Origin of the sequence: Bacillus sp. FJAT-26390 (genome assembly GCF_001682865.1) — a bacterium.
Taxonomy (GTDB): domain Bacteria; phylum Bacillota; class Bacilli; order Paenibacillales; family Paenibacillaceae; genus Pristimantibacillus.
Genome location: NZ_MAQX01000032.1, coordinates 794,290 through 813,365, shown reverse-complemented (window position 1 = coordinate 813,365; position 19,076 = coordinate 794,290). Strand labels below are relative to the sequence as shown.

Here is a 19,076-nt window from a genome sequence, read left to right as displayed (position 1 = left end):
GGATAACTTTGTCAGTTCAAAGTTATCTGCTTTTTTGTGCTTCCAATTGGTTGTTCCCAAATGGCTGGACAACCCGCAGATCAAGTGTCGGCTGCAATCTCTTGAGGGAGACTCTGGCTAATCATTTGTATAAAGCTGGAACATTTTCCGTGTAATAACGTCTAATACGTAACCACACTCAGGAGCTATTGGTTCAATTTGATTTTTTGTAAGAAAGGTTGGTGGTGATTTAGGTGAGAAGGATTACGATGGTCATTGGCATTGCTTTGCTTGCATTCCTAACCGCCTGTAATTCAGCTTCAAAAGTCGTTGGCGACTATGATGCAAGCCGGTTGAGTGTCGATTTCGGTGATAACAAAGCTTATGAAATAGGAGCTAATGCTAAAGGAATGCCTATTTTTAAAGATCATAAGAAGGCCTTACAACAAGCTCAAACCGATTATAAAATAGGCTTTGATGCAACTGGGGCCGAGTTTGACTTAATGCCTATCAGTGATAAGAATTATAAAGACTATATGACATATGGCTGGCAGCTTGAAACTAAAGATGAAGCGGTTGTACAACAAGGTGTAATGGTAACAAAGTTCCTTGATATTTATGAAAATAGTCTAAGTGATTAACGTTTATAATTAATAGGATAATGGCATATAAAATCTATTCTTGCCTGAAAACGCCTATTGCAAAAAAAGGGACGATGTATGATTAGAATACATCAACCCTTTCTTTGCAATATGCAATCTATTCGACGCTGACGGCGACGACCCCGCCGATTTGTTTCATCTCAGCTACCATTTCCTTCGGCTCCATGGATCTCGGAACGACGATGTCCAGCTGAACTTCCAAACATAGCGGCGCTTCAAGCGACGGGCGTATCCGCTGCAGCGTTATTTTTTGCGTAACGATCGATCGGCTGGCAAGCTTATTCGTGACGATGTCCAGCAGCTCCTCTTCACTCTCCGCTTGAATCGTAAGCTTCCTGACTTTTTTGCTTTTTAGAAAACGGTGCTCCATTTTGTTGAAAACCCATAAAGTAATGAACACAAGAAACGTTCCGGCAACCGCGCCAAAATAAAATCCCGCGCCGATCTGCAGCCCGATAGCCGCGACTACCCATAAGGAGGCTGCCGTCGTAAGTCCCGTGATCGACTTGCCTGTGAACAGAATCGTGCCCGCGCCGAGAAAGCCGATGCCGGTAATGACGGCCGTCGCGAGCCGTGCCGGATCAATCCGCACGTTGGGCTCGCGGGCGAAATCGGCGAAGCCGTAAATAGACAGCAGCATGATCATCGTAGAGCCGAGGCAAACCAAAATATGCGTGCGAAGCCCTGCCGGATGATTATGCTGCTCCCGTTCGAAGCCGATGAGGCCGCCAAGAAATACGGCCAGAGCCAAACGGAGCAAGATGATGGCATGGTCAATAGCCCACGGGTTTTCTATGGCGCTCACCGACCGATCGGAACCATCAACCGTTCGCGCTTGCGGAATACGGCCCATTCCCGATAGCCGATATCGTATAAGTGGCTGCCGATGGCGGCGAAGTGCTCGCCTACGCGCTCGGGCTCATGCGCATCGGAGCCGAAGGTCACCTTAACCCCATAATGGAGCGCGCGTTCCAGAAAACTGCCATCCGGCACCCAATTGTTGTCGGAGGAATTGATCTCGATCGCTACATCGCTAGCGGCAATCGCTTTCAGCGTGACGTCGGCAGCCTCCGTGCGAAGCTCCGGATAACCGTAGAAGTAGCGGTTCAAAGAATCCACATGGCCCAAAATATCATATAAACCGCATTTCGCGGACTGCGCGATATAATCATAGAATAAATTTTTGACTTCCAATTTGCGTGCCGCGGTCAAGCCTTCCCAATACTCTGAATCATATATGCCGATGCCGGCGAATTCATGAACGGAGCCGATGACGTAATCAAAAGGATGGGCTGCAATAATCGAGCGGTACAAATCCAGATGTTCAGGCAAAAAATCGGCTTCGATGCCTAGCAGCACCTCTATTTTTCCTTGATATTCTTTTTTTAGATCTATAACTTCATTGATATAAGTCGGGAAATCGCTTTTTGCCATGCTCCCGGTCAAGGAAAGGCGATCTTCAGCCGATGCGAAAAATGGCGTATGATCCGAGATGCCGATCATATCGAGTCCCTGTCCGATTGCTGCCTCGATATATTCCCTGATTGATCCAGTTGCGTGCCCGCAGCGATCATGATGCGTATGAAAGTCGAACTTCATGTGATACCTCCGATAAATTCATGATGAATAATGGATAAAATTAACCTTTGGAGCCGGATACAACGATTCCTTGAATAAAATACTTTTGAGCGAAGAAGAAAACGAGCAGCAGCGGCAAAATCGCGATCAGCGAAGCCGCCATCAACAGGTTCCATGGCGTTGCTCCAAACGCTGCCGTAAAATTGGCAAGCCCGAGCGAAATCGGGTACTTTGTCATGTCGTTCAAGTAAATGAGCGGTCCGAACAAATCATTCCATCTCGAGATCAGCTCCAAAATAGCCGCGGTCGCAAAGGCCGGCATGGATAGCGGAATCAGGATGCGGAAATACATCGTGAAATGGCTCCCCCCGTCGATCTTGACGGCTTCGTCCAATTCTTTCGTAATGCCCAAATAGAACTGGCGCATCAGGAAGATCGTAAATGAGCTTGCCGTAAAAGCCGGGATGACGAGCGGCAAATACGTTCCGGTCCAGTGCAGTTTTGTAAACAGCAAATATTGCGGGATCAGCGTTACTTGGGACGGAATCATCATCGTGCTGAGGACAAGCCCGAATAATAGCATGCTCCCGCGTGCACGCAATCGCGCAAATGCGAATGCGGCCATCGAGGAGGAAAAAACGACCGCAGCTACCGTCACGGCCGAGTACCACACCGAGTTCCAAAGGAAGCGGGCAAGAGGGGCATCGATGAAAATTTGCTTATAGTTGCCCCACTGCAAATGGGCAGGAATCCACGTCATCGGTACGCGATGAATTTCGCCGATCGTCTTAAGCGAAGTGGAGAGCATCCAAAATAGCGGAAACGCGAACAATAAAACGCCGCCGTATAGAAGAACGTAGATGATTGTTTTGTCTACTAGACGCAGATTCCCGTGATTGTAAGATTTTTTTCGCTTCATAATAAGGCACCTCCTTTACTTTGGGTCATATTCATAGTGGACGAATTTTTTGGAGCCCCATAGCGAAACGAGAGTAAGCGCGAATATAAGCAAGAATAAGATCCATGCCTGGGCGGAGGCATATCCCATCCGGAATTGCTTGAACGCGGTGTCGAATAAATAATACACGTAGAAATAAGAGTTCCAGTCCGGGCCGCCCTTAGTGATAACGTAAGCTTCCGTAAAGATTTGCAGCGATCCGATCATGCTGATAATGGTATTGAATAAAATGACGGGGGAGATGAGCGGAACCGTAATTTTCCGGAACTTCGCGAAGCCGCTTGCTCCTTCCAATGATGCAGCTTCGAACAGATCTGCCGGGAGTGATTGCAGCGCGGCAAGGAAGATGACCATCGTGCTTCCCGAAGCCGTCAATTGCATAAGTACCATGGACGGCACTACCGTACCCGGGCTCGTAAACCACCCCGGCCCTTGAATGCCAAACCAATCGTAAAGGACGGAATTCACGACGCCGAACTGCGGATTAAGCAGCCATGACCAAAGGAAGGAAACGGCTACGCCGGATATGATGCTTGGCGCGTAATAAAGCGTACGGAGGAGCGATTGTCCTTTGATTTTATGGTTAAGCAGAACTGCGATAATCAAAGATGTCAGTATCGTAAACGGTACGGCCATTACGCTGTAATAAAGCGTCACGGACAGCGACTTGTAAAACAGCCGGTCTCCGAACAGCAGGCTGTAATTGCTTGTGCCTGCGAATGTTGGCGGCGAGATGACATTGTATTCAGTGAAGCTGAGCAGCAGCGAGAAGAGAATCGGTCCCCCGGTGAAGCAAATAAAACCGATAAACCAAGGGGCTATGAAAAACCAAAACGACCGTTCTTCGCGCTTCGTGGCCAGCGAAAGCTTTCTCATGGGCTACCTCCGTGGGCCAGGCGAACGCCGTCTTTTGCTGGACGTCCGCTTGGCTGTAATTTGCTTAAAGCTCTGGCTGTTAATGATCCAAATTCAGTGAAAGGAGGTTGTCATTCAACACTTTTAAGCCGTCTTCTACGCTCTTCTTGCCTCCCCATACCTGATAGAGCGATTGGTTCATCGTTTCGAGAACCGTATTGAATTTGACGATCAAATGGTTTTCCGCTTCGCGTCCGTATTTGATCGAACCTTCGTGCACCTGCTTGAACGCTTCGGGATCCATGCCGGTCTCCGCGCCCATTTTGTCATACCAAAGCTTGAAAAGGCTCGCGTCCGCAGGCGTTCTCCCTACATCGTTCATGTAACGGTAGGCGCCGCCGCCCTCCGCCGGATTAGCCAAATGCCGTACGAATTCCCATGACTCGTCGGGATGCTTGCTTGTCGCCGAGATGCTCCAAGGATCGACGTATAGCGTGACCTTGCGTCCCTCGTGATACGGTACAGCCGCAACGCCCCATTTGAATTCCGCTTGCTTATAGGAGCCGAGTCCCCAACCGCCGGAAATGTACATGCCGACTTTGCCGGTAAGGAAAGGGTCGCCGAGCTGTGCGGAAGCGGCTACCGTCTCTGCGTCTGGCGAGACTTTGTATTTATTGATTAAATCCGCGTTGAACTGCAGCGCTTCGATGTTAACCGGCTTCATGAGATCAGGCTCTCCCATTACGCCGGACGTATATGCCTCGGGTTTAAACAGATCCCCTCCGTATAGCCATGTCATTGCGTTTGCGCTTAATGCGCTGGAGAAGCCGAAAACCTGCTTGCGTGCATCTCCTACGTCATGGGACAGCTTCTGCGCGGTTTCAAGCATCGCATCGAAATTCCAGGACTGGTCATCCCAGTCTGTCGTCGGGTAAGGAAGGCCTGCCGCATCGAATAAGTCCTTGTTGTAGTATAGATAAGTAGCGTTGCTCACGAGCGGGACGCCGTAATTTTTACCGTTGATTTTATAAATATCGAGCAGGTTTGGATCCATCGTATCAAGCTCGGGAGCCGCTTTCTCGATATAAGGAGTAAGGTCCTTCAAGGCGCCCATCTTCATATAGGTAGCGAATCCGCTGTCCGCTTGATTGGGATTCCACACATCCGGCGCATTGCCGCTTGCGATCAAGGTAGTCAGTTTTTGATCGAATTGATCGTACGGGATGTTCTCAAGCCGGACTTTAACGTTCGGATGGCTCTCTTCGAAGGTCGAAATCGTCGCGTCCTGCCATGCCTTTTTATCCGGATCCGCCGCCATCACCCAAACGATCTCTACTTTCTCCTTGCCGTTATTTTTTCCCCCTGCGTTGTCGCTTTTGGGAGTGCCGGCTGTATCGCCGCAAGCAGACAACACGGTAGAAAAGGAAAACAAAAGAAGTGCACTCATCAGAAAACGATTTTTCGTAATTGGATTTTTCATGACAACCCCCGCATCAATTTTTGAACCCGTCTTTATAAAATGTTAACAAAACTAACTTGATTAATCGCATATCCAGCCTATTAGCATCTTTTACTACGCATCACCCACTGTTGTTATGCCTTATTGCTTACCAATATAGCATATGATAATATGAATTATCAGCACGTATCTTATCTATTTCATTATTTTTCTACATATCTTACTTTAAATATATTTCATTACCTTACACGAAGGTGGTAGAGTTATGGAATCTAATTTCTATGAAGCTTCTAAATTTGACATTAGTCGCGAGAGAAAATTTAACACAAGTATGCCATCGCGCCATTATCACAACGGCTATGAGATTTTTTATCTCGTGTCCGGTGATATTAGCTATTTCATCGAAGATAAAAGCTACCAGGTAGTCGGGGGCGCTTTATTGATCATCAACATGAACGAGATCCATAAGCTAGTCAATTCCAGCAAGGAATCTTTCGAGCGGATTACGCTGTTGTTTCAAGAGGAGTTCCTCGAGGATATGTTTCCTTATAATGACAGCTTTCATGTGCTGTCCAGCTTTTCAAGCGGCAAAAACTTCATGCCCTTGAACGGCCAAGAACAAAGCATGATCGAGAAGCTTTTCGACAAAATGATTGCCGAATTTATCAAGCAGCCTCCCGGCTATGAATATTATTTAAAGACGCTGCTCTTCGAGCTGCTTATATTCATTTACCGCAAGACGTCGACTCTGCCCGCAGCCGAACATAATGGGAGCAATCCGATTAACAAAAAGATTTTTGAAATCGTCGATTACTTGAACCAGCATTACCATGAAACCCAGACGATTCAAGGCGTATCCGGCAAGTTTTTCATCAGCCCCTCTTACTTCTGTAAAATGTTCCGGGAGAATACCGGCTTTACCTTCACGGAATATTTGAACAATGTCCGAATCAAGGAAGCGCGCCAGCTCTTAACGGGAAGCACCTTGAAAATAGCCGATGTCGCCGAGAAGGTCGGCTTTGAGAGCATGACGCATTTTGGACGCATCTTCAAAGATATAACCGGCCTATCGCCGCTGAAATACCGCCAAACCAATAAGCCCGAAATGAATGAATAACGCGTCGCTCATGCCATGAAAGCATGGGCTTTTTATTTTGCAAACGAGAGATGAAAAAAGAGACTGCCCCTAAGGCCATAGACCTGTAGGGGCAATCTCATTATCGCACCGGATTATGATGTATACGTGTTGCCATTTTCATCCATATACACTGACTTCACGAGGGTGCGGCGGTATTTGAAGCCTTCATCTGTTTCGCCTTCAATCTCTGCGGTAACCGTATAGACACCGCTGCCTTCGGAGGCAGGAATAACGACCTCATCCGTTGCGAGCAGAGACTCCTGCTGCTTTACACGCTTGGACTGATTTTGCTTGCGTTGGTATTTGCTGGAGTGATCGTTTTTTCCGTTAACAAAGTCAACTTTATATCGGACGGTTGTTTTCTCGTCTTTCAGTCCGTCAACGTCAAGCTTCAGCTTCTTGTTATCCCAGGACTTATTGAGTTTTGCAGTTCTCTTGCCATTTGTATCATAGGAAATCGATAGCAGGTATGCGCTGGATCCATTGCTCGATGCGGTAGCTGTCCATTCGCCCGCTGCCGGTCTTGATAGCGTTGCCGTATGATGCCAAGCTCCGTTTAGCACGCCATCATCAGCGGTGGAAGATACGGCTACGTTTTGGCTGGAGCCGTCAGGGCTAGTAATGTTCAGGCTATCGAGCTTTTGATTGCCGATCCAGTCAATCGTGACGGAGGCTACATTGTTTTCAACGGTGAAAATCTCTGATCCTTTTCCGTCAAATTGCCCGCCGCGTATGAAGGTTTGGTTCTGCTGTCCTCGTCTTGCAGCCAGCGACTGCACAGCCTGCTCTCTTCCGGCAGCCGCTTCATTAAGCCTATTAGAGGAGCTTGTTAATGGCATTGCCAGATAAGGCTTAATCAAAGAAAACATATTGGCGCCTGTCTTCACGCTGGTGTGATTCCACTTTCCGATCTTGACCATTGTTCCGTTCGGCAGATGAGCGCTGCTGACAGTCACGACCCCGTCATTCGCGTCATAGTTGGACAAGAACAATCCGCCAAACAGCTCCGAGGTACTGCCGGATTCATAATCATTGCCGGCGAAGGTGTAAAATTTATTTTTGCTAACGTTCGTATGATTGTTTGTAACGGATCGAAAATATTGCATGTAGGAGGTTTGCATGGAGTAGGTACCCGGGTTTTGATAACCGATTAAGGAGGAGAGCCAGCTCGCCCAGCTGCTGTAAGCCAAATCTGCGAGCTGCGAGCCGTTATGCGGAGTGCCTAGTGTAATAACATTGGAGACGTACGAAAAAGCATTGTAGTGAACGAGTGCGGCTTGAGTGTCGACGCCGCCTTTGCTATGAGCGACAATGACGAGCTTTTTGCCAAAATGATTGCTGATTTCCTTGATTTTCGCTGCCAGAAGCTCGCCATTTGTCCACATGTTTTGGGAGGTGCCAGTAATGTCATACAAGTTAATAAATGCGGTTTGATAGCCATTATTGTAAGCGTACTGGTACATATCATTGCTCTGATACCAAGTGGATGCGCTGCCGTTCAGACCGTGAACGAACAGGATGACCGGCTTATTCGGATTGATCGCGGCAGGCTCTGTTCCTTTGCTCCATGCTCCGGGAAAGCCGCTGACGACCGGGTTCGTTAGTCCGGCAGCTTGTACGGGAGCAGTCAGAACACTTAATGCGAGAATGAGCGTGAACAGCATGGACGACATTTTTTTCAAATTCATTATTCTCCTCCTTATAGTTGAACTTCTTAGCTATCATACATTGGAATAATCTTCTTGTAATTAACTTTTATTAAATAAAATGTAAATTTAATATTGTCATAAGCTGAGGTGAAGCAGTGTGAAAAAGAGGTTGACAATTAACATGTAAATGGTAATATATACCTTCGGTTGAAGGCGAATGAACCTGGGAGGTATGCGAGTGCAAGAAGAACTGGCAAAGGCGAACAAGGCTGCGTGGGAGACGAAAGCGTATCAGGCTTGGACACAATATTTTGGCGCACCAGAGGAGCTTGCGGCAGAACTAAAGCGAGAACACAAGCATCATCTGCGATATTGGTTGAAATATATTGGCGATCCAGCAAGCAAGCGTATGGTTAACCTCCTTGGCTCGCACGGTCGAAAGGCCATTTCGTTAGCTTTGCTCGGTGCTGATGTTACCGTGGTGGACATATCTGAAGAAAACCGGCTGTACGCGATGCAAACTGCCGCCGCGGCGGGCGTGAAGCTCGATTATATCTGTTCTGACGTCTTGAATATCCCGGACGAAGAGTCGCTGGGCGAATTCGATATCGTGCTGATGGAGTTTGGGATTTTGCATTATTTTACGGATCTCAATTCTATTTTCTCTGTTGTTCGTCGCAGACTAGGGAGAAACGGCCGATTTATATTGACTGACTTTCATCCTTTTGCGCGTGCATGGATGAACACGAACAATCTAAAGCATCCAACTGGCCATTATTTTGACGATCGTATTAAGGAAGGGGAAGTTGCTTTTGCCAAGCTGCTGCCTGAGGAAGACCGCTCTGAACTCGGCAAGGTATTAGTACGAGGATGGACTGTCGGCGAGATCATAACGGCAATTGGTGACGCAGGGTTATTTATACGGGCATTTGAAGAAATACCAAGCCCTACAGATGCTAGGTTTCCAGAGTTTTATACGCTAATTGCCGATAGAATGGATATCGCATTACCGCCGCTGCATCCCTGAATCCGGAATGCCGGTTTCGAGTCCCATCCCCGTAGGGTTGCCCGAATGGGGCTGCCCTTTTGGTTTATTTTGGGAACGGTTCATGAAATGAAGGCCATACAACAAGGGAGATTGCTGGAATGAATCGAAGCGGGGAGGGGATGGCAATGGAGGAGTGACGAGATTGAAAGGCGATATTAAAGCTCCAAAGCTTCATTTGTAATTTTTTTGATATCGATAGGACAATTGGAGCTTTCCTTTACGATATCGGGTAAAATATTTTCCAGAAAGTATTCCACGCAATGCAGCTTTATTTTTTTGATTTTGATAAGCGCTTCGCGATACATAACGACAAATTCCTTTTCCCTGTTGCCTCTCTGCAGCTCAGCAAGGGCTTCGTATACTTGATCTAGCTTATCCGCCACTTCTAGAATAAGGCCTTCGACGGAATCGTCCTTGCCCTCGCGCAGTTGTTTAAAAAAAATAGGCTTGAGCTCCTCCGGAATGTTTTCCTCAATAAAAAGAGTGATCATGCCTTCCTCTACCTGCTGCAGCATGCCGCGCAGCTCTAGCGAATAATGCTTGACGGGCGTTTTAATATCCCCTATAAATATTTCGCCATAATCATGGCTGCTCGTAATCTCGTAAAGCTTCTTCCAATCTATCGCAACGCCATTGCGTTCCTCGATATCGGCTAATGTTTTGGCGTATTGCACAACCTTCCATGAATGCGCGGCTACGCTGTGCTCCTCAAACTTAAACTTGCCTGGACAACGAATAATACGCTCGAGATCGTTAAGTGATTGAAAATACGTATGAATTCCCATGGCATGCAATTCCTTTCCTTATTTCATTTATAATGCAATGCATTACAGCTAGTATAAAACTCGTTTGTTAATGGACGATTAATTTAATTAGGTAATATATGAAAGTACATCATGTGCTTTAGCCGCATGCCGCATGCATAAATCGTGTTTTATTAACTATTTTCGTCTATTTGCCATTCACCTGAATCAAGTGTTCGTTTGGATGGAATCGTATTATATGGTTGCCAATCCCGTAAGGACGGGGCGCGGGAGGGTTCGGATGCGAAAAATGACAAGCCCAGCATAAATGACATATTTACACGGGCCTACTCTATAAGTTAATCATATAAGAAGTGACAAACCCAAAACATCTACTTGCGCTATTTAGACGATATTGAGGAGGTACTACCATGACCATGCCGCTTAAAGAAGATCAATCGCCAAGCCGTCCTAACATTCTATTCATCCAAACGGATCAGCAGCGAGTCGATACATTGCGCAGTTACGGCGGGCAAGTATGCCAGACACCTAATTTAAATGACCTAGCAGATGAAAGCGTTATTTTTGAAAATGCTTATACAAGCTGCCCGGTATGCACGCCAGCCAGAGCTTCAATGCAAACGGGCATGTACCCGTTCAAGCACGGCATGCAGACAAACGGCTACGGTATGGGCAGCATGGTACAGGAGCTTCCGGATACGCCGCGGCTGCTCAGCAGGCAGCTGGAAGAGCAATCATACAGCATCGGTTATACGGGCAAATGGCATCTGGGCTTTGGGCCGGAGATGGGCAACTATTTGCGGGACAATCTCGCTTATGTGCGATTCCCCGATATTGCCGCCGGAATCAAGTCCATGCCTACCGATGTCGGCTATGAGGGTGATGATTTTGCAGGGCACGGAGGCGGGGGGATGAACTACCCGCAATTTAAGCAATATTTGCGGGATAACGGACTTACGTGGCAGGAAGAGAATAAAGTGAGCGGCCACTTCGAGTATCATTACGCCTCGGAATTGACCTCGCCGGTCGAATCCACTGTCGAATACTATTTGACGGAGCGGGCAATCCACTATATCGATCAGTTTCGCCAGCGGGAGGAGCCTTTCTTCTTCTCATTAAACTTTTGGGGCCCGCATGAGCCTTACGTTGCGCCGACACGCTTTCTGGACTTGTACCGCGATGTGGAGCTGGAGCCGTGGCCGAACTTTAACGACGACAACAAGGATAAACCGTCCATTCACCGCATCAAAAAAGGGAATACGACGGAATGGTGCGATTTTGTACCCTATATTAAACATTATTATGGGGCTATGAGCAGCATTGATTCGCAGATCGGGCGTCTGCTGGAATACTTGAAGCAGCATAATCTGTATGAGAATACCGTTATTATATTTACCGCTGATCATGGGGAGTCGCTCGGCATTCACGGCGGCTTGTGCGATAAGTCATTCTTCATGTACGAAGAAACCTGCCGCATCCCGCTCATCGTCAAGCCAGCCGGCAATCGGATGGAGCCGCGGACGGAAACCAGCTTCGTCGGCACTTGCGATATCCATGCGACGATTCTTGATCTCGCAGGCGCTGGATCGCCGCCGCCCGGAGCGGACGGCAGGTCGTTCGCCCCGACGCTGGCCGGAGAGGAATTATCCGAATGGCCGGATTGTATCGTGACTGAAGGTGCGGGCCTCGAGGCTGCGATGTTCACTCAGCGCATGCTCCGCAAAGGTACATTCAAATACGTATTTAACTGTGGTGATATGGATGAGCTTTACGATTTGGCAGGCGACCCTCATGAGCTGACCAACCTGATCAACCGCTCGGACTACGCGCAGACGCTTGCCGAATTGCGGCAGTCGCTAGCGGACTGGATGATTCGCCATGAGGACAGCCTTCTCAAACAGTTCAAGCGGATGCGGATCGAGTAGAAAAACCATCTCTCCTATTGTGAGCACAAAGCAGCCCTGCATATACGCAGGGCTGTTTTGTTATTTTCTTTTTCCCTCCAAAAGCTGCTTCACAATCAACGCCCTGCCTAAGAGTCATGCCATACTAATCCTTACCGAAGAAATTAATCACGAACTGGCGGAAATGAATAGTGGCCTGGGATAGGTAATGTTTCTTATTCCAGGCAATCCCGAAGGTCCGTTGACATAGCGGCTCTGTTATTTTTAGCTGGACGGTTTCCGGGCTTGAGGCTCTTTTTCCTAATGCGAGAGGCAGGGTGAAGGTGATGCCCAGCCCCATTTCGACCAACGTTTGTATAGCGCTGACTTCTTCAAGCTCGAATGCAATATTGGGCTCAAAGCCGGCTTGACGGCAAAACCCATCGGTAATTTCGCGAAAGTTGGATCGAGACGATAAGGAGATGAAGGGCTCGTTTGCCGCTTCAATTAAAGAAATGCTTTCCCTATCGGCAAAACGATGCCCTTTCGGCACCGTTAAACATAACTCTTCTTTCACGAGCGGCAGCCATTCGATGGTTTGCCCGGTAATTGGAGTCGTAGAAATGCAGAAATCGATATCGGCGTTCTCCAGCTCAGTTCTCATCTCATGGACAGATCCCAGCTGACGCTGAATAATCCGAATATGCGGGTAGAGGGTAAGAAATTCTTTGAGGAGCGTTGGCAGCACGTACGGAAGCGTCACGGAAATCGATAACACGCCATGGTCAAGGCCAGCCATATCGGCAATCTCCCGCTCGCCTTCCTCCAGCTCCAAAAATGCTTGCTCGACCCGTTTGAGATAGGTTTTACCGAATGCATTCAATTGAATCTGCCTGCCTTGCCGCTCGAATAAGGGAACGCCTAGCTTCCTCTCTAAACGCTGGATCGAGTTGCTAAGTGATGGCTGGGACACGTTCAATTGCTTGGCTGCTTTCGTTATGTGCTCTAGCCGTGCTACCGCTTGAAAATATTTGAGTTGAAGAAATTCCATTCGTAAGCCTCGTTTCATTCATAGCTTTCATATGATGGTTTTATTATAAAATATGTATTATTCATTATAAGCTTTTGATTTTATAATAGTTCAACATACAGGCAAGTTTTTACGGAGATTGGAGAGAGTATGTTGATTAGAGAGAGAATTTGGACGAAAAATTTTGTGGTTTTATGCATGAGCAGCTTTTTTATGTTTCTCACCTTCTATATTCTTGCGACAGCATTTCCGTTATATGTGAAGGATAGTTTGAACGGAAGTCAGCAGCAGATGGGGTTATCCATTACGATTTATGTCATTGGCAGCGTCTTGATCCGGCCCTTCTCGGGAGGATGGGTGGACCGCTTCGGCAAAAAGAAAATGGCGGTTATAGGAATGGTCCTATTTCTAATCGCTTGCGTATGTTATTTCGGCACGAAGGGGATTTTTCTGTTCTTAGTTATTCGGCTTGTTCACGGCATGAGTTATGCGGTAGCCTCGACGGCGATGAGCACGGTTGCTTCCGCGCTCGTTCCTAATTCGCGCCAAGGGGAAGGAATGGGCTATTATAGTATGTTTATGAGCATTTCCATGGTTGTTGGGCCCGCTCTCGGGCTGTTTCTATGGAAGGACAAAAACATTAATATACTGCTGCTCGCCGTTTGCGTGATTGCAGCGCTCTCGCTGTTGTTCACGATTGGCATGCGTGTGCCGCAGCTGCAAAGGACGAGTGCTTCAGAGACGGCTGCGTTCGAACAGCCCTTGGAAAAAAGGAAGGGCATGCATTGGAGCGATTTTCTCGAACCCAAGGCGCTGCCGATTTCATTAGCGGGATTTATTCTTGCATTCGCTTATAGCTCGTTATCCGGATTTTTTTCATCGTTTGCCTCTGAGATTCATCAGTCAGCGGTTACGGGTACATTTTTTGTCGTTTTTGCCATTATGATTGTAGTGTTCCGTCCGTTTATTGGAAAAGTATTTGATAAATATAAAGAGCATTATTTATATTATCCGGGCATTTTATTATTTGCGGTCGGCATGCTCTTGTTAAGCCAAGCCCATTCCGGAGGGATGGTGCTGGCGGCTGCTGTCATTATGGGAATAGGTTACGGGGCGCTCATCCCTTGTTTTCAGGCACTTGCCATGAAGCTTGTTCCCGAGCATCGGAGGGGGAGCGCAACGGGAACCTTCTTCTTGCTGTTTGACTTGGGTTACGGGCTTGGCTCCTATTTCATGGGAATGATTGCATCCTACACGGATTACCGGATGATGTATGTGGTCGCAGCGCTCATTACGCTGCTGTCGGTTGCCGTGTATTATTGGCTTCATCATCGTCCCCGGGCTCGTCTGTCTAATCCACATCAAAATGCAAAGACAGCGTAAGATTGCAGTTCAATGCAAGCCATGTCAAAAGCTGTCTGCTGCTTATTAGGAGTTTGCAAGGAAGCAGCCTTCCCTAGTCGGAAACGCTGCAGCGCAACTAATTGCGAGGAATAAGATAAGGGGTTAATCCCGTTGCAATTACGCGATGTCCCGAATCATTAGGATGAATGGGCAGAAACCCGCTTAATGCATCTTCCATTTTTCCTTTTCGGTAACCGTAAATAAGATCGGCTTGTTTCCCTTCAAACCACGCATGAGCAGGCGCCACCTTTGCATGATAGCTTTGGGCAACCTCGTACGTCGTTTGGTTTAACCGGTCTATCGATTCAATCGCAAGAGGACTGTTCGGAAACGGATTATACTGCGTGCAGCAAACGATCTGGGCATGGCTTCTATTTCTGATATGGGCTAGCATAGCGCTTAAATTCCGGCTGTAATTGGCTATACTTTGCTTTACCGCTACGGGCTGCTGGGTCTTAAGCGAATACAGTGCGGCATTCGCTAAATCTACTCCTCCAATCCATATGGAAACCGCTTCAGATTGACTGATAATGGGGGAGCCCTGCCCGATTACCGCATTTAATAGATTATTGCTGCTCCAGCCGGGACGAGCGATTACATACCCTGTAAACTTACGGGAGCGTGATCGCGAGTTTAAAGCTGATACGGCTAGCTGAGGATAGGCTTTTGCCCAAGAAGAGGCATTTTCCCCGAACGTAATGGAATCTCCTAGAGCTGTATAAATCATAAAAGTACCACCCACCCTAATCCTAAAATGCTTCTTAGAGGTATATTATTGCGATCAGCCGCTGGGGGTGTGGACATATTAGGCTAATACAGGATAGGAGTTTGTGATTCAATTGATGCCTATGTGAAGCGGGTATAACCGTTTTTGCTTCCGCTGCTCTTCGAGCATGCGCATCATCTGCTGTTGGATGCTTCTAGTATAAGAGGTTGCAAATGCGGAATAGGCAAGGTTGCGTGCTTCCAAGGGGTCATCCGTTAAATTGTACAGCTCATACTCTTCTTGTACCGGCTCCGTTTTGTTATCTGATGCCCATTGCTCGGTGGCGCCAGCATCGACTGGTTGGCAGGTTACATCCTCTATCCCCGGTGAGCTCCAAAATTGCTTGTTATCAAAATAACGGGAAAACTTCCACAATTGCTTCGTGTTGCGGTTTGGGATGGCTGCAATGACGGTCTCGATGTGGTTAGGCTGAATGACGGAGGCGTAGCTCTTTCCTAGTTGGTTTACCTGATGCTGGCCCCGGGTAACATCATCGTCGGACATAAAATAAACGGGTTCATCCGGCCATCCGGCATCGCTCTTCCCCAGAATAAGGGGAGCAAGATTACGTCCTACCAAGGGACGGGCATCGCTAAATCTGTCCTGCATGCGGCTATTAAGCTCAGCCATATTGGCATTCGCGAGTCCAAGCATCGTAGGCAGGAGATCGACATGGCTAGTTAACGAATGCGACTGCTTAGGCTGAGGAAATAGATGCTTATTATGGATAACAAATGGAACATGCAAAGACTCTTCGTAGGCGCAGTACCATTTTTGATGGAGATTTCCGTGCGCGCCGAGCAGGTCCCCATGATCGGATGTAAAGATGACAATGGTATTGTCATAGAGCGGGGAGCGGGTTAGCGCCTCAAATACCTTTAACATTTGGCGGTCGGCGTTTTTCTGCAGCTGGTAATAGAGTTGACGGTAAAATGGCTCGTCGGTGATAGGCTGTAAGGCTTTCGGATAGATATCGCGATAGCTGGCTTGACAGCGCGGCTTCGTGAGCAGCGATTCGTCTCGGGTTGGAGGAGGGGAAACGGCAGGCATAGGCTCAACCTCAAACCTGAAATAAGGAAGCTGCGCGGTAAGATCGCCATACAAAGCAATGTCATGCGGGTTTACGAAAGAAGATACGACTAGCCAAGGCGGAGCATTGTGATCGTGATTCTTTTGGCGGCTTAGCGACTCAATTAAATGAATAGCCTCATCCGCGTAAACCTCATCTCTTCCGCTTAACCCAATAGCAGCGGAGGATGCTGAATTGCGCGGGTTTCTTCCGATCGGATCTGGACCGATCCAGCCAGAGAAGCCAAACTTGTCTAAGCGATTAGCGCGAGCATATAATGCCTCCAATTGCCTATCGGGCACGCCCGTTAACGGATGATAACTGGGGACGCTATGATGGGTGCCGGGAACGACGATATCTTCATGGGAGATATGCCATTTTCCTGTATAGTAAGTCTGATATCCAGCCTCGCGAAAATAATCGCCCATCGTAGGCACGGTGTTTCTATCCAGCCAATACATATCGGAGTCAAAGGCGTCTTTGGCAATTCCTATGGTCTGACTGACCCCGTGGAGCGAGGGATAATGACCGGTGAACAGCGTAGCGCGGCTAGGACAGCAGGCGATGCTTCCCGTATAATGTCTGTGAAACGACATGCCATGGGATTTTAGTTGCTCCTGCGCAAGAAGGCTTTGTTTCCGCCATTCTTTTATTTCAGGCGTTTCATAAACCGGAGGATAACGTTCTTCATCCACAAGGAAGACAAGAAAATTAGGTCTCTTCAAATAACGTGCCGATGTTGAATGATCGAACATGGTTTTCACATCCTTGTTTATTCAGGTCGTTGTTCTAAATTATGTGGCGAATCCCCGAAACAGTAGCGGCCCCTAAAACTTCCATTCATATAAGTATTAATTCCATTCCCATTCTATTAAAATATAAAGACGCCTCGTTGAGCGCATGGTAATATATGACTTATGAACTATAAAGGGGTTGTTATGTGAAACAAAGCCGCCTATGTCAGCTATGAAATGGTTATTTGTTAAAGGGGGAGCCATATGTCTTCACTACGCATCATTAAAGAGATAAAAAAGAATAAAATTAGCTTGGCTACGCTCCTGACTGGACTAGTCTCGATTTCGGTTCTGCTTACGTTAACAATATTACTAATCGCGTCGTATCATTCAAAAAAACAGTCGTTATATGAAACGACTCTTACTCTAAATCTGTCAAACGCGTCGAAAATGAGCCAAACGATGGACTCCTTGTTTAAATCCATGCGCAGCAGCCTTAAAAACGCAGCCGATTTCTATGCCGCCAACCCCTCGCTTCATGCAGAGGATACGAAGAGCCACCTTAATTTGATTCGCACGAGCAGCACATACTTTAATTCGATTGCGCTGGTTGATTCCTCCGGACTCATTCTCGCGGTTTCGCCTTCCTCGATAGGGACAGCGGGCGAGCGGATTTTGACGGATGCGGCCAAGGAAGCGTTACATAGCAGAAAACCGTACATATCGAAGCCTTTTGTGAGCCCAACCACCAAAAATCTTATCGTGTTTATTAGCGAACCGATTTATGACGAGGAAGGGGTGTATCGCGGATATATCGGAGGGAGCCTCTATCTGCAAAAAAACAACGTTTTAAGCATGATATTTGGCAATTCCGGCCTCGACAATAATGGATCATACTTTTATGTTGTTGGCTCCGATGGCAGCCTTCTGTACGATCCCGATATAAGTCAAATTGGTAAAAATATGAGCTCGGATTCCATCGTCCAGACACTCATGGAAGGTAAAAGCGGGTATAGGCTAACGGAATCAGATGGAGTCTCCTTATTGGCGGGTTATTCCTACGTGCCTGAGAATCAATGGGGAATCGTTGTGGTTTCCGAGATCAGTACGATAAGAAAACGATTAATCAATCAGGTCGAGCAGATTTTGATCTACTCACTTTTCCCTTTTATTTTATTGTTGCTGGTAACGATCGCGCTGGCAAGACGTTTAGCAAGTCCTTTTGAAACGCTGGCTAACATCGTCGGCAATATCGGGCAGAAGGAAGAAAGGCGGCCAGATCTCAAGCAGCACTGGAACAGAGAAGCCGATTTGCTAAACAAAGCGGTTGTTCTTGCGTTTGACGGCATTAAGCTGCAGACCGACCAATTAACACAGGCTGCTATGACTGACGCGTTAACGGGTCTGAGCAATCGAAGAACGATGGAGAGCAGGATGAAGCAGTGGACGGAGGAGCTAAAGCCATATGCCATCATCCTCCTCGATATCGATCGTTTCAAGCTCATTAACGATACCTTTGGGCACCAGGAGGGTGACAAAGTACTGCAGCACTTAGCCAATATCGTGAAGTCAACCGCAAGGCCGGGCGACTTATGCAGCCGTTATGGGGGCGAAGAATTTGTTGTTCTTTTGCCTTCTGCGACTGTGAGCGATGCGTATGACATTTCCGAACGAATCCGTACAACGATGGAAAGCAGCGAGAGCCATTTGAAGCAGAAAGTAACCATTTCGCTCGGCGTTGCACAATTTCCATTGCAGTCTGGCAACGCGGACGAGCTGTTTGTGTTAGCCGATCAGGCGTTATACAAGGCGAAGCATGCCGGTAGAAACCGTACGATGATTGCGGAAGGCACGCGTAATGAGAAGGTACACAGTGGGTAGAATGAGAACCGCTCAGTTATCGAGACTGAGCGGCTTTTTTTGAACGCTTTACGAAAAAAATATTTTCCGCATAACGATTAAGCCTTAGCTGCAGCATTCGCTGGAAAACGAGCCATTGTGTGCCAATGCGACTTCTTTCACAAGGGCAGCAACAACAACAAAACGTATCGTTCAACAAAAGCAAACGTTCTGCAAGTACGGCGTACAGAACCCCCTCGA

Annotated in this window: 16 protein-coding genes; 6 read left to right on the top strand and 10 right to left on the bottom strand. The window is 47.5% G+C overall.

Going from position 1 to position 19,076, the window contains the following annotated elements:
- Positions 1 to 248: 248 nt before the first annotated feature.
- On the top strand, positions 249 to 620 hold the full coding sequence (locus tag A7975_RS24365) for a hypothetical protein (protein ID WP_065386823.1): 372 nt from the start codon (positions 249 to 251) through the stop codon (positions 618 to 620).
- A gap of 118 nt (positions 621 to 738) precedes the next feature.
- Here A7975_RS24365 and A7975_RS24360 read toward each other — a convergent pair whose 3' ends face one another.
- From A7975_RS24360 to A7975_RS24340, 5 genes are all read right to left on the bottom strand, one after another.
- Entirely contained in the window at positions 739 to 1,437 is a 699-nt protein-coding gene (locus A7975_RS24360; RefSeq protein ID WP_053377524.1) for an MgtC/SapB family protein, read from the bottom strand.
- A gap of 5 nt (positions 1,438 to 1,442) precedes the next feature.
- Complete coding sequence (locus A7975_RS24355; RefSeq protein WP_065386822.1) at positions 1,443 to 2,240, bottom strand: histidinol-phosphatase; 798 nt, start codon at positions 2,238 to 2,240, stop codon at positions 1,443 to 1,445.
- Positions 2,241 to 2,280: 40 nt separating this feature from the next.
- The gene (locus tag A7975_RS24350; protein ID WP_065386821.1) at positions 2,281 to 3,138 is read right to left on the bottom strand and encodes a carbohydrate ABC transporter permease; all 858 of its coding nucleotides are present in this window, start codon (positions 3,136 to 3,138) and stop codon (positions 2,281 to 2,283) included.
- Between the two features lie 15 nt (positions 3,139 to 3,153).
- Positions 3,154 to 4,053, bottom strand: a complete 900-nt coding sequence (locus A7975_RS24345) for a carbohydrate ABC transporter permease (RefSeq protein ID WP_065386820.1) — start codon at positions 4,051 to 4,053, stop codon at positions 3,154 to 3,156.
- A gap of 79 nt (positions 4,054 to 4,132) precedes the next feature.
- On the bottom strand, positions 4,133 to 5,512 hold the full coding sequence (locus A7975_RS24340; RefSeq protein WP_065386819.1) for an ABC transporter substrate-binding protein: 1,380 nt from the start codon (positions 5,510 to 5,512) through the stop codon (positions 4,133 to 4,135).
- A gap of 244 nt (positions 5,513 to 5,756) precedes the next feature.
- Between A7975_RS24340 and A7975_RS24335 the strand changes: the two genes are divergently transcribed.
- A complete protein-coding gene (locus A7975_RS24335; protein ID WP_065386818.1) occupies positions 5,757 to 6,608 on the top strand; it encodes an AraC family transcriptional regulator in 852 nt (283 codons plus the stop codon).
- A gap of 113 nt (positions 6,609 to 6,721) precedes the next feature.
- On the opposite strand, the gene A7975_RS24330 is transcribed toward A7975_RS24335, so the two are convergent.
- Positions 6,722 to 8,317 (bottom strand): alpha/beta fold hydrolase, encoded by a 1,596-nt coding sequence (locus A7975_RS24330; protein WP_082198423.1) that lies wholly within the window; start codon positions 8,315 to 8,317, stop codon positions 6,722 to 6,724.
- Positions 8,318 to 8,516: 199 nt separating this feature from the next.
- Here A7975_RS24330 and A7975_RS24325 point away from each other — a divergent pair, with 199 nt between their 5' ends.
- The gene (locus A7975_RS24325; protein WP_065386817.1) at positions 8,517 to 9,305 is read left to right on the top strand and encodes a class I SAM-dependent methyltransferase; all 789 of its coding nucleotides are present in this window, start codon (positions 8,517 to 8,519) and stop codon (positions 9,303 to 9,305) included.
- A 176-nt stretch (positions 9,306 to 9,481) separates the two neighbouring features.
- On the opposite strand, the gene A7975_RS24320 is transcribed toward A7975_RS24325, so the two are convergent.
- Positions 9,482 to 10,111 (bottom strand): YfbR-like 5'-deoxynucleotidase, encoded by a 630-nt coding sequence (locus A7975_RS24320; protein WP_053373181.1) that lies wholly within the window; start codon positions 10,109 to 10,111, stop codon positions 9,482 to 9,484.
- 389 nt (positions 10,112 to 10,500) lie between these two features.
- Between A7975_RS24320 and A7975_RS24315 the strand changes: the two genes are divergently transcribed.
- Positions 10,501 to 12,015, top strand: a complete 1,515-nt coding sequence (locus tag A7975_RS24315; protein WP_255314506.1) for a sulfatase family protein — start codon at positions 10,501 to 10,503, stop codon at positions 12,013 to 12,015.
- Between the two features lie 124 nt (positions 12,016 to 12,139).
- Here the strand turns inward: A7975_RS24315 and A7975_RS24310 are convergent, their stop codons facing one another.
- Positions 12,140 to 13,024, bottom strand: coding sequence for a LysR family transcriptional regulator (locus tag A7975_RS24310; protein ID WP_065386816.1), 885 nt, complete (start codon positions 13,022 to 13,024; stop codon positions 12,140 to 12,142).
- Between the two features lie 129 nt (positions 13,025 to 13,153).
- Here A7975_RS24310 and A7975_RS24305 point away from each other — a divergent pair, with 129 nt between their 5' ends.
- The gene (locus tag A7975_RS24305; protein WP_053373179.1) at positions 13,154 to 14,386 is read left to right on the top strand and encodes an MFS transporter; all 1,233 of its coding nucleotides are present in this window, start codon (positions 13,154 to 13,156) and stop codon (positions 14,384 to 14,386) included.
- A gap of 97 nt (positions 14,387 to 14,483) precedes the next feature.
- Here A7975_RS24305 and A7975_RS24300 read toward each other — a convergent pair whose 3' ends face one another.
- Both A7975_RS24300 and A7975_RS24295 read right to left on the bottom strand, forming a co-directional pair.
- Positions 14,484 to 15,134 carry an SGNH/GDSL hydrolase family protein gene (locus A7975_RS24300; RefSeq protein WP_065386815.1) on the bottom strand — a complete coding sequence of 217 codons (651 nt, stop codon included), beginning with the start codon at positions 15,132 to 15,134 and terminating at the stop codon, positions 14,484 to 14,486.
- 108 nt (positions 15,135 to 15,242) lie between these two features.
- Positions 15,243 to 16,997, bottom strand: a complete 1,755-nt coding sequence (locus tag A7975_RS24295; protein ID WP_065386814.1) for a sulfatase family protein — start codon at positions 16,995 to 16,997, stop codon at positions 15,243 to 15,245.
- Positions 16,998 to 17,240: 243 nt separating this feature from the next.
- Here A7975_RS24295 and A7975_RS24290 point away from each other — a divergent pair, with 243 nt between their 5' ends.
- Positions 17,241 to 18,857 (top strand): sensor domain-containing diguanylate cyclase, encoded by a 1,617-nt coding sequence (locus A7975_RS24290; RefSeq protein WP_065386813.1) that lies wholly within the window; start codon positions 17,241 to 17,243, stop codon positions 18,855 to 18,857.
- Positions 18,858 to 19,076 lie beyond the last annotated feature (219 nt).

Excerpts from the sequence above, each read along its gene's own strand:
- A7975_RS24365 (WP_065386823.1), top strand. The coding sequence starts at position 249 with ATGGTCATTGGCATTGCTTTGCTTGCATTCCTAACCGCCTGTAATTCA.
- A7975_RS24355 (WP_065386822.1), bottom strand. The coding sequence starts at position 2,240 with ATGAAGTTCGACTTTCATACGCATCATGATCGCTGCGGGCACGCAACT.
- A7975_RS24350 (WP_065386821.1), bottom strand. The coding sequence starts at position 3,138 with ATGAAGCGAAAAAAATCTTACAATCACGGGAATCTGCGTCTAGTAGAC.
- A7975_RS24345 (WP_065386820.1), bottom strand. The coding sequence starts at position 4,053 with ATGAGAAAGCTTTCGCTGGCCACGAAGCGCGAAGAACGGTCGTTTTGG.
- A7975_RS24340 (WP_065386819.1), bottom strand. The coding sequence starts at position 5,512 with ATGAAAAATCCAATTACGAAAAATCGTTTTCTGATGAGTGCACTTCTT.
- A7975_RS24335 (WP_065386818.1), top strand. The coding sequence starts at position 5,757 with ATGGAATCTAATTTCTATGAAGCTTCTAAATTTGACATTAGTCGCGAG.
- A7975_RS24330 (WP_082198423.1), bottom strand. The coding sequence starts at position 8,317 with ATGAATTTGAAAAAAATGTCGTCCATGCTGTTCACGCTCATTCTCGCA.
- A7975_RS24320 (WP_053373181.1), bottom strand. The coding sequence starts at position 10,111 with ATGGGAATTCATACGTATTTTCAATCACTTAACGATCTCGAGCGTATT.
- A7975_RS24315 (WP_255314506.1), top strand. The coding sequence starts at position 10,501 with ATGACCATGCCGCTTAAAGAAGATCAATCGCCAAGCCGTCCTAACATT.
- A7975_RS24310 (WP_065386816.1), bottom strand. The coding sequence starts at position 13,024 with ATGGAATTTCTTCAACTCAAATATTTTCAAGCGGTAGCACGGCTAGAG.
- A7975_RS24305 (WP_053373179.1), top strand. The coding sequence starts at position 13,154 with ATGTTGATTAGAGAGAGAATTTGGACGAAAAATTTTGTGGTTTTATGC.
- A7975_RS24300 (WP_065386815.1), bottom strand. The coding sequence starts at position 15,134 with ATGATTTATACAGCTCTAGGAGATTCCATTACGTTCGGGGAAAATGCC.
- A7975_RS24295 (WP_065386814.1), bottom strand. The coding sequence starts at position 16,997 with ATGTTCGATCATTCAACATCGGCACGTTATTTGAAGAGACCTAATTTT.
- A7975_RS24290 (WP_065386813.1), top strand. The coding sequence starts at position 17,241 with ATGTCTTCACTACGCATCATTAAAGAGATAAAAAAGAATAAAATTAGC.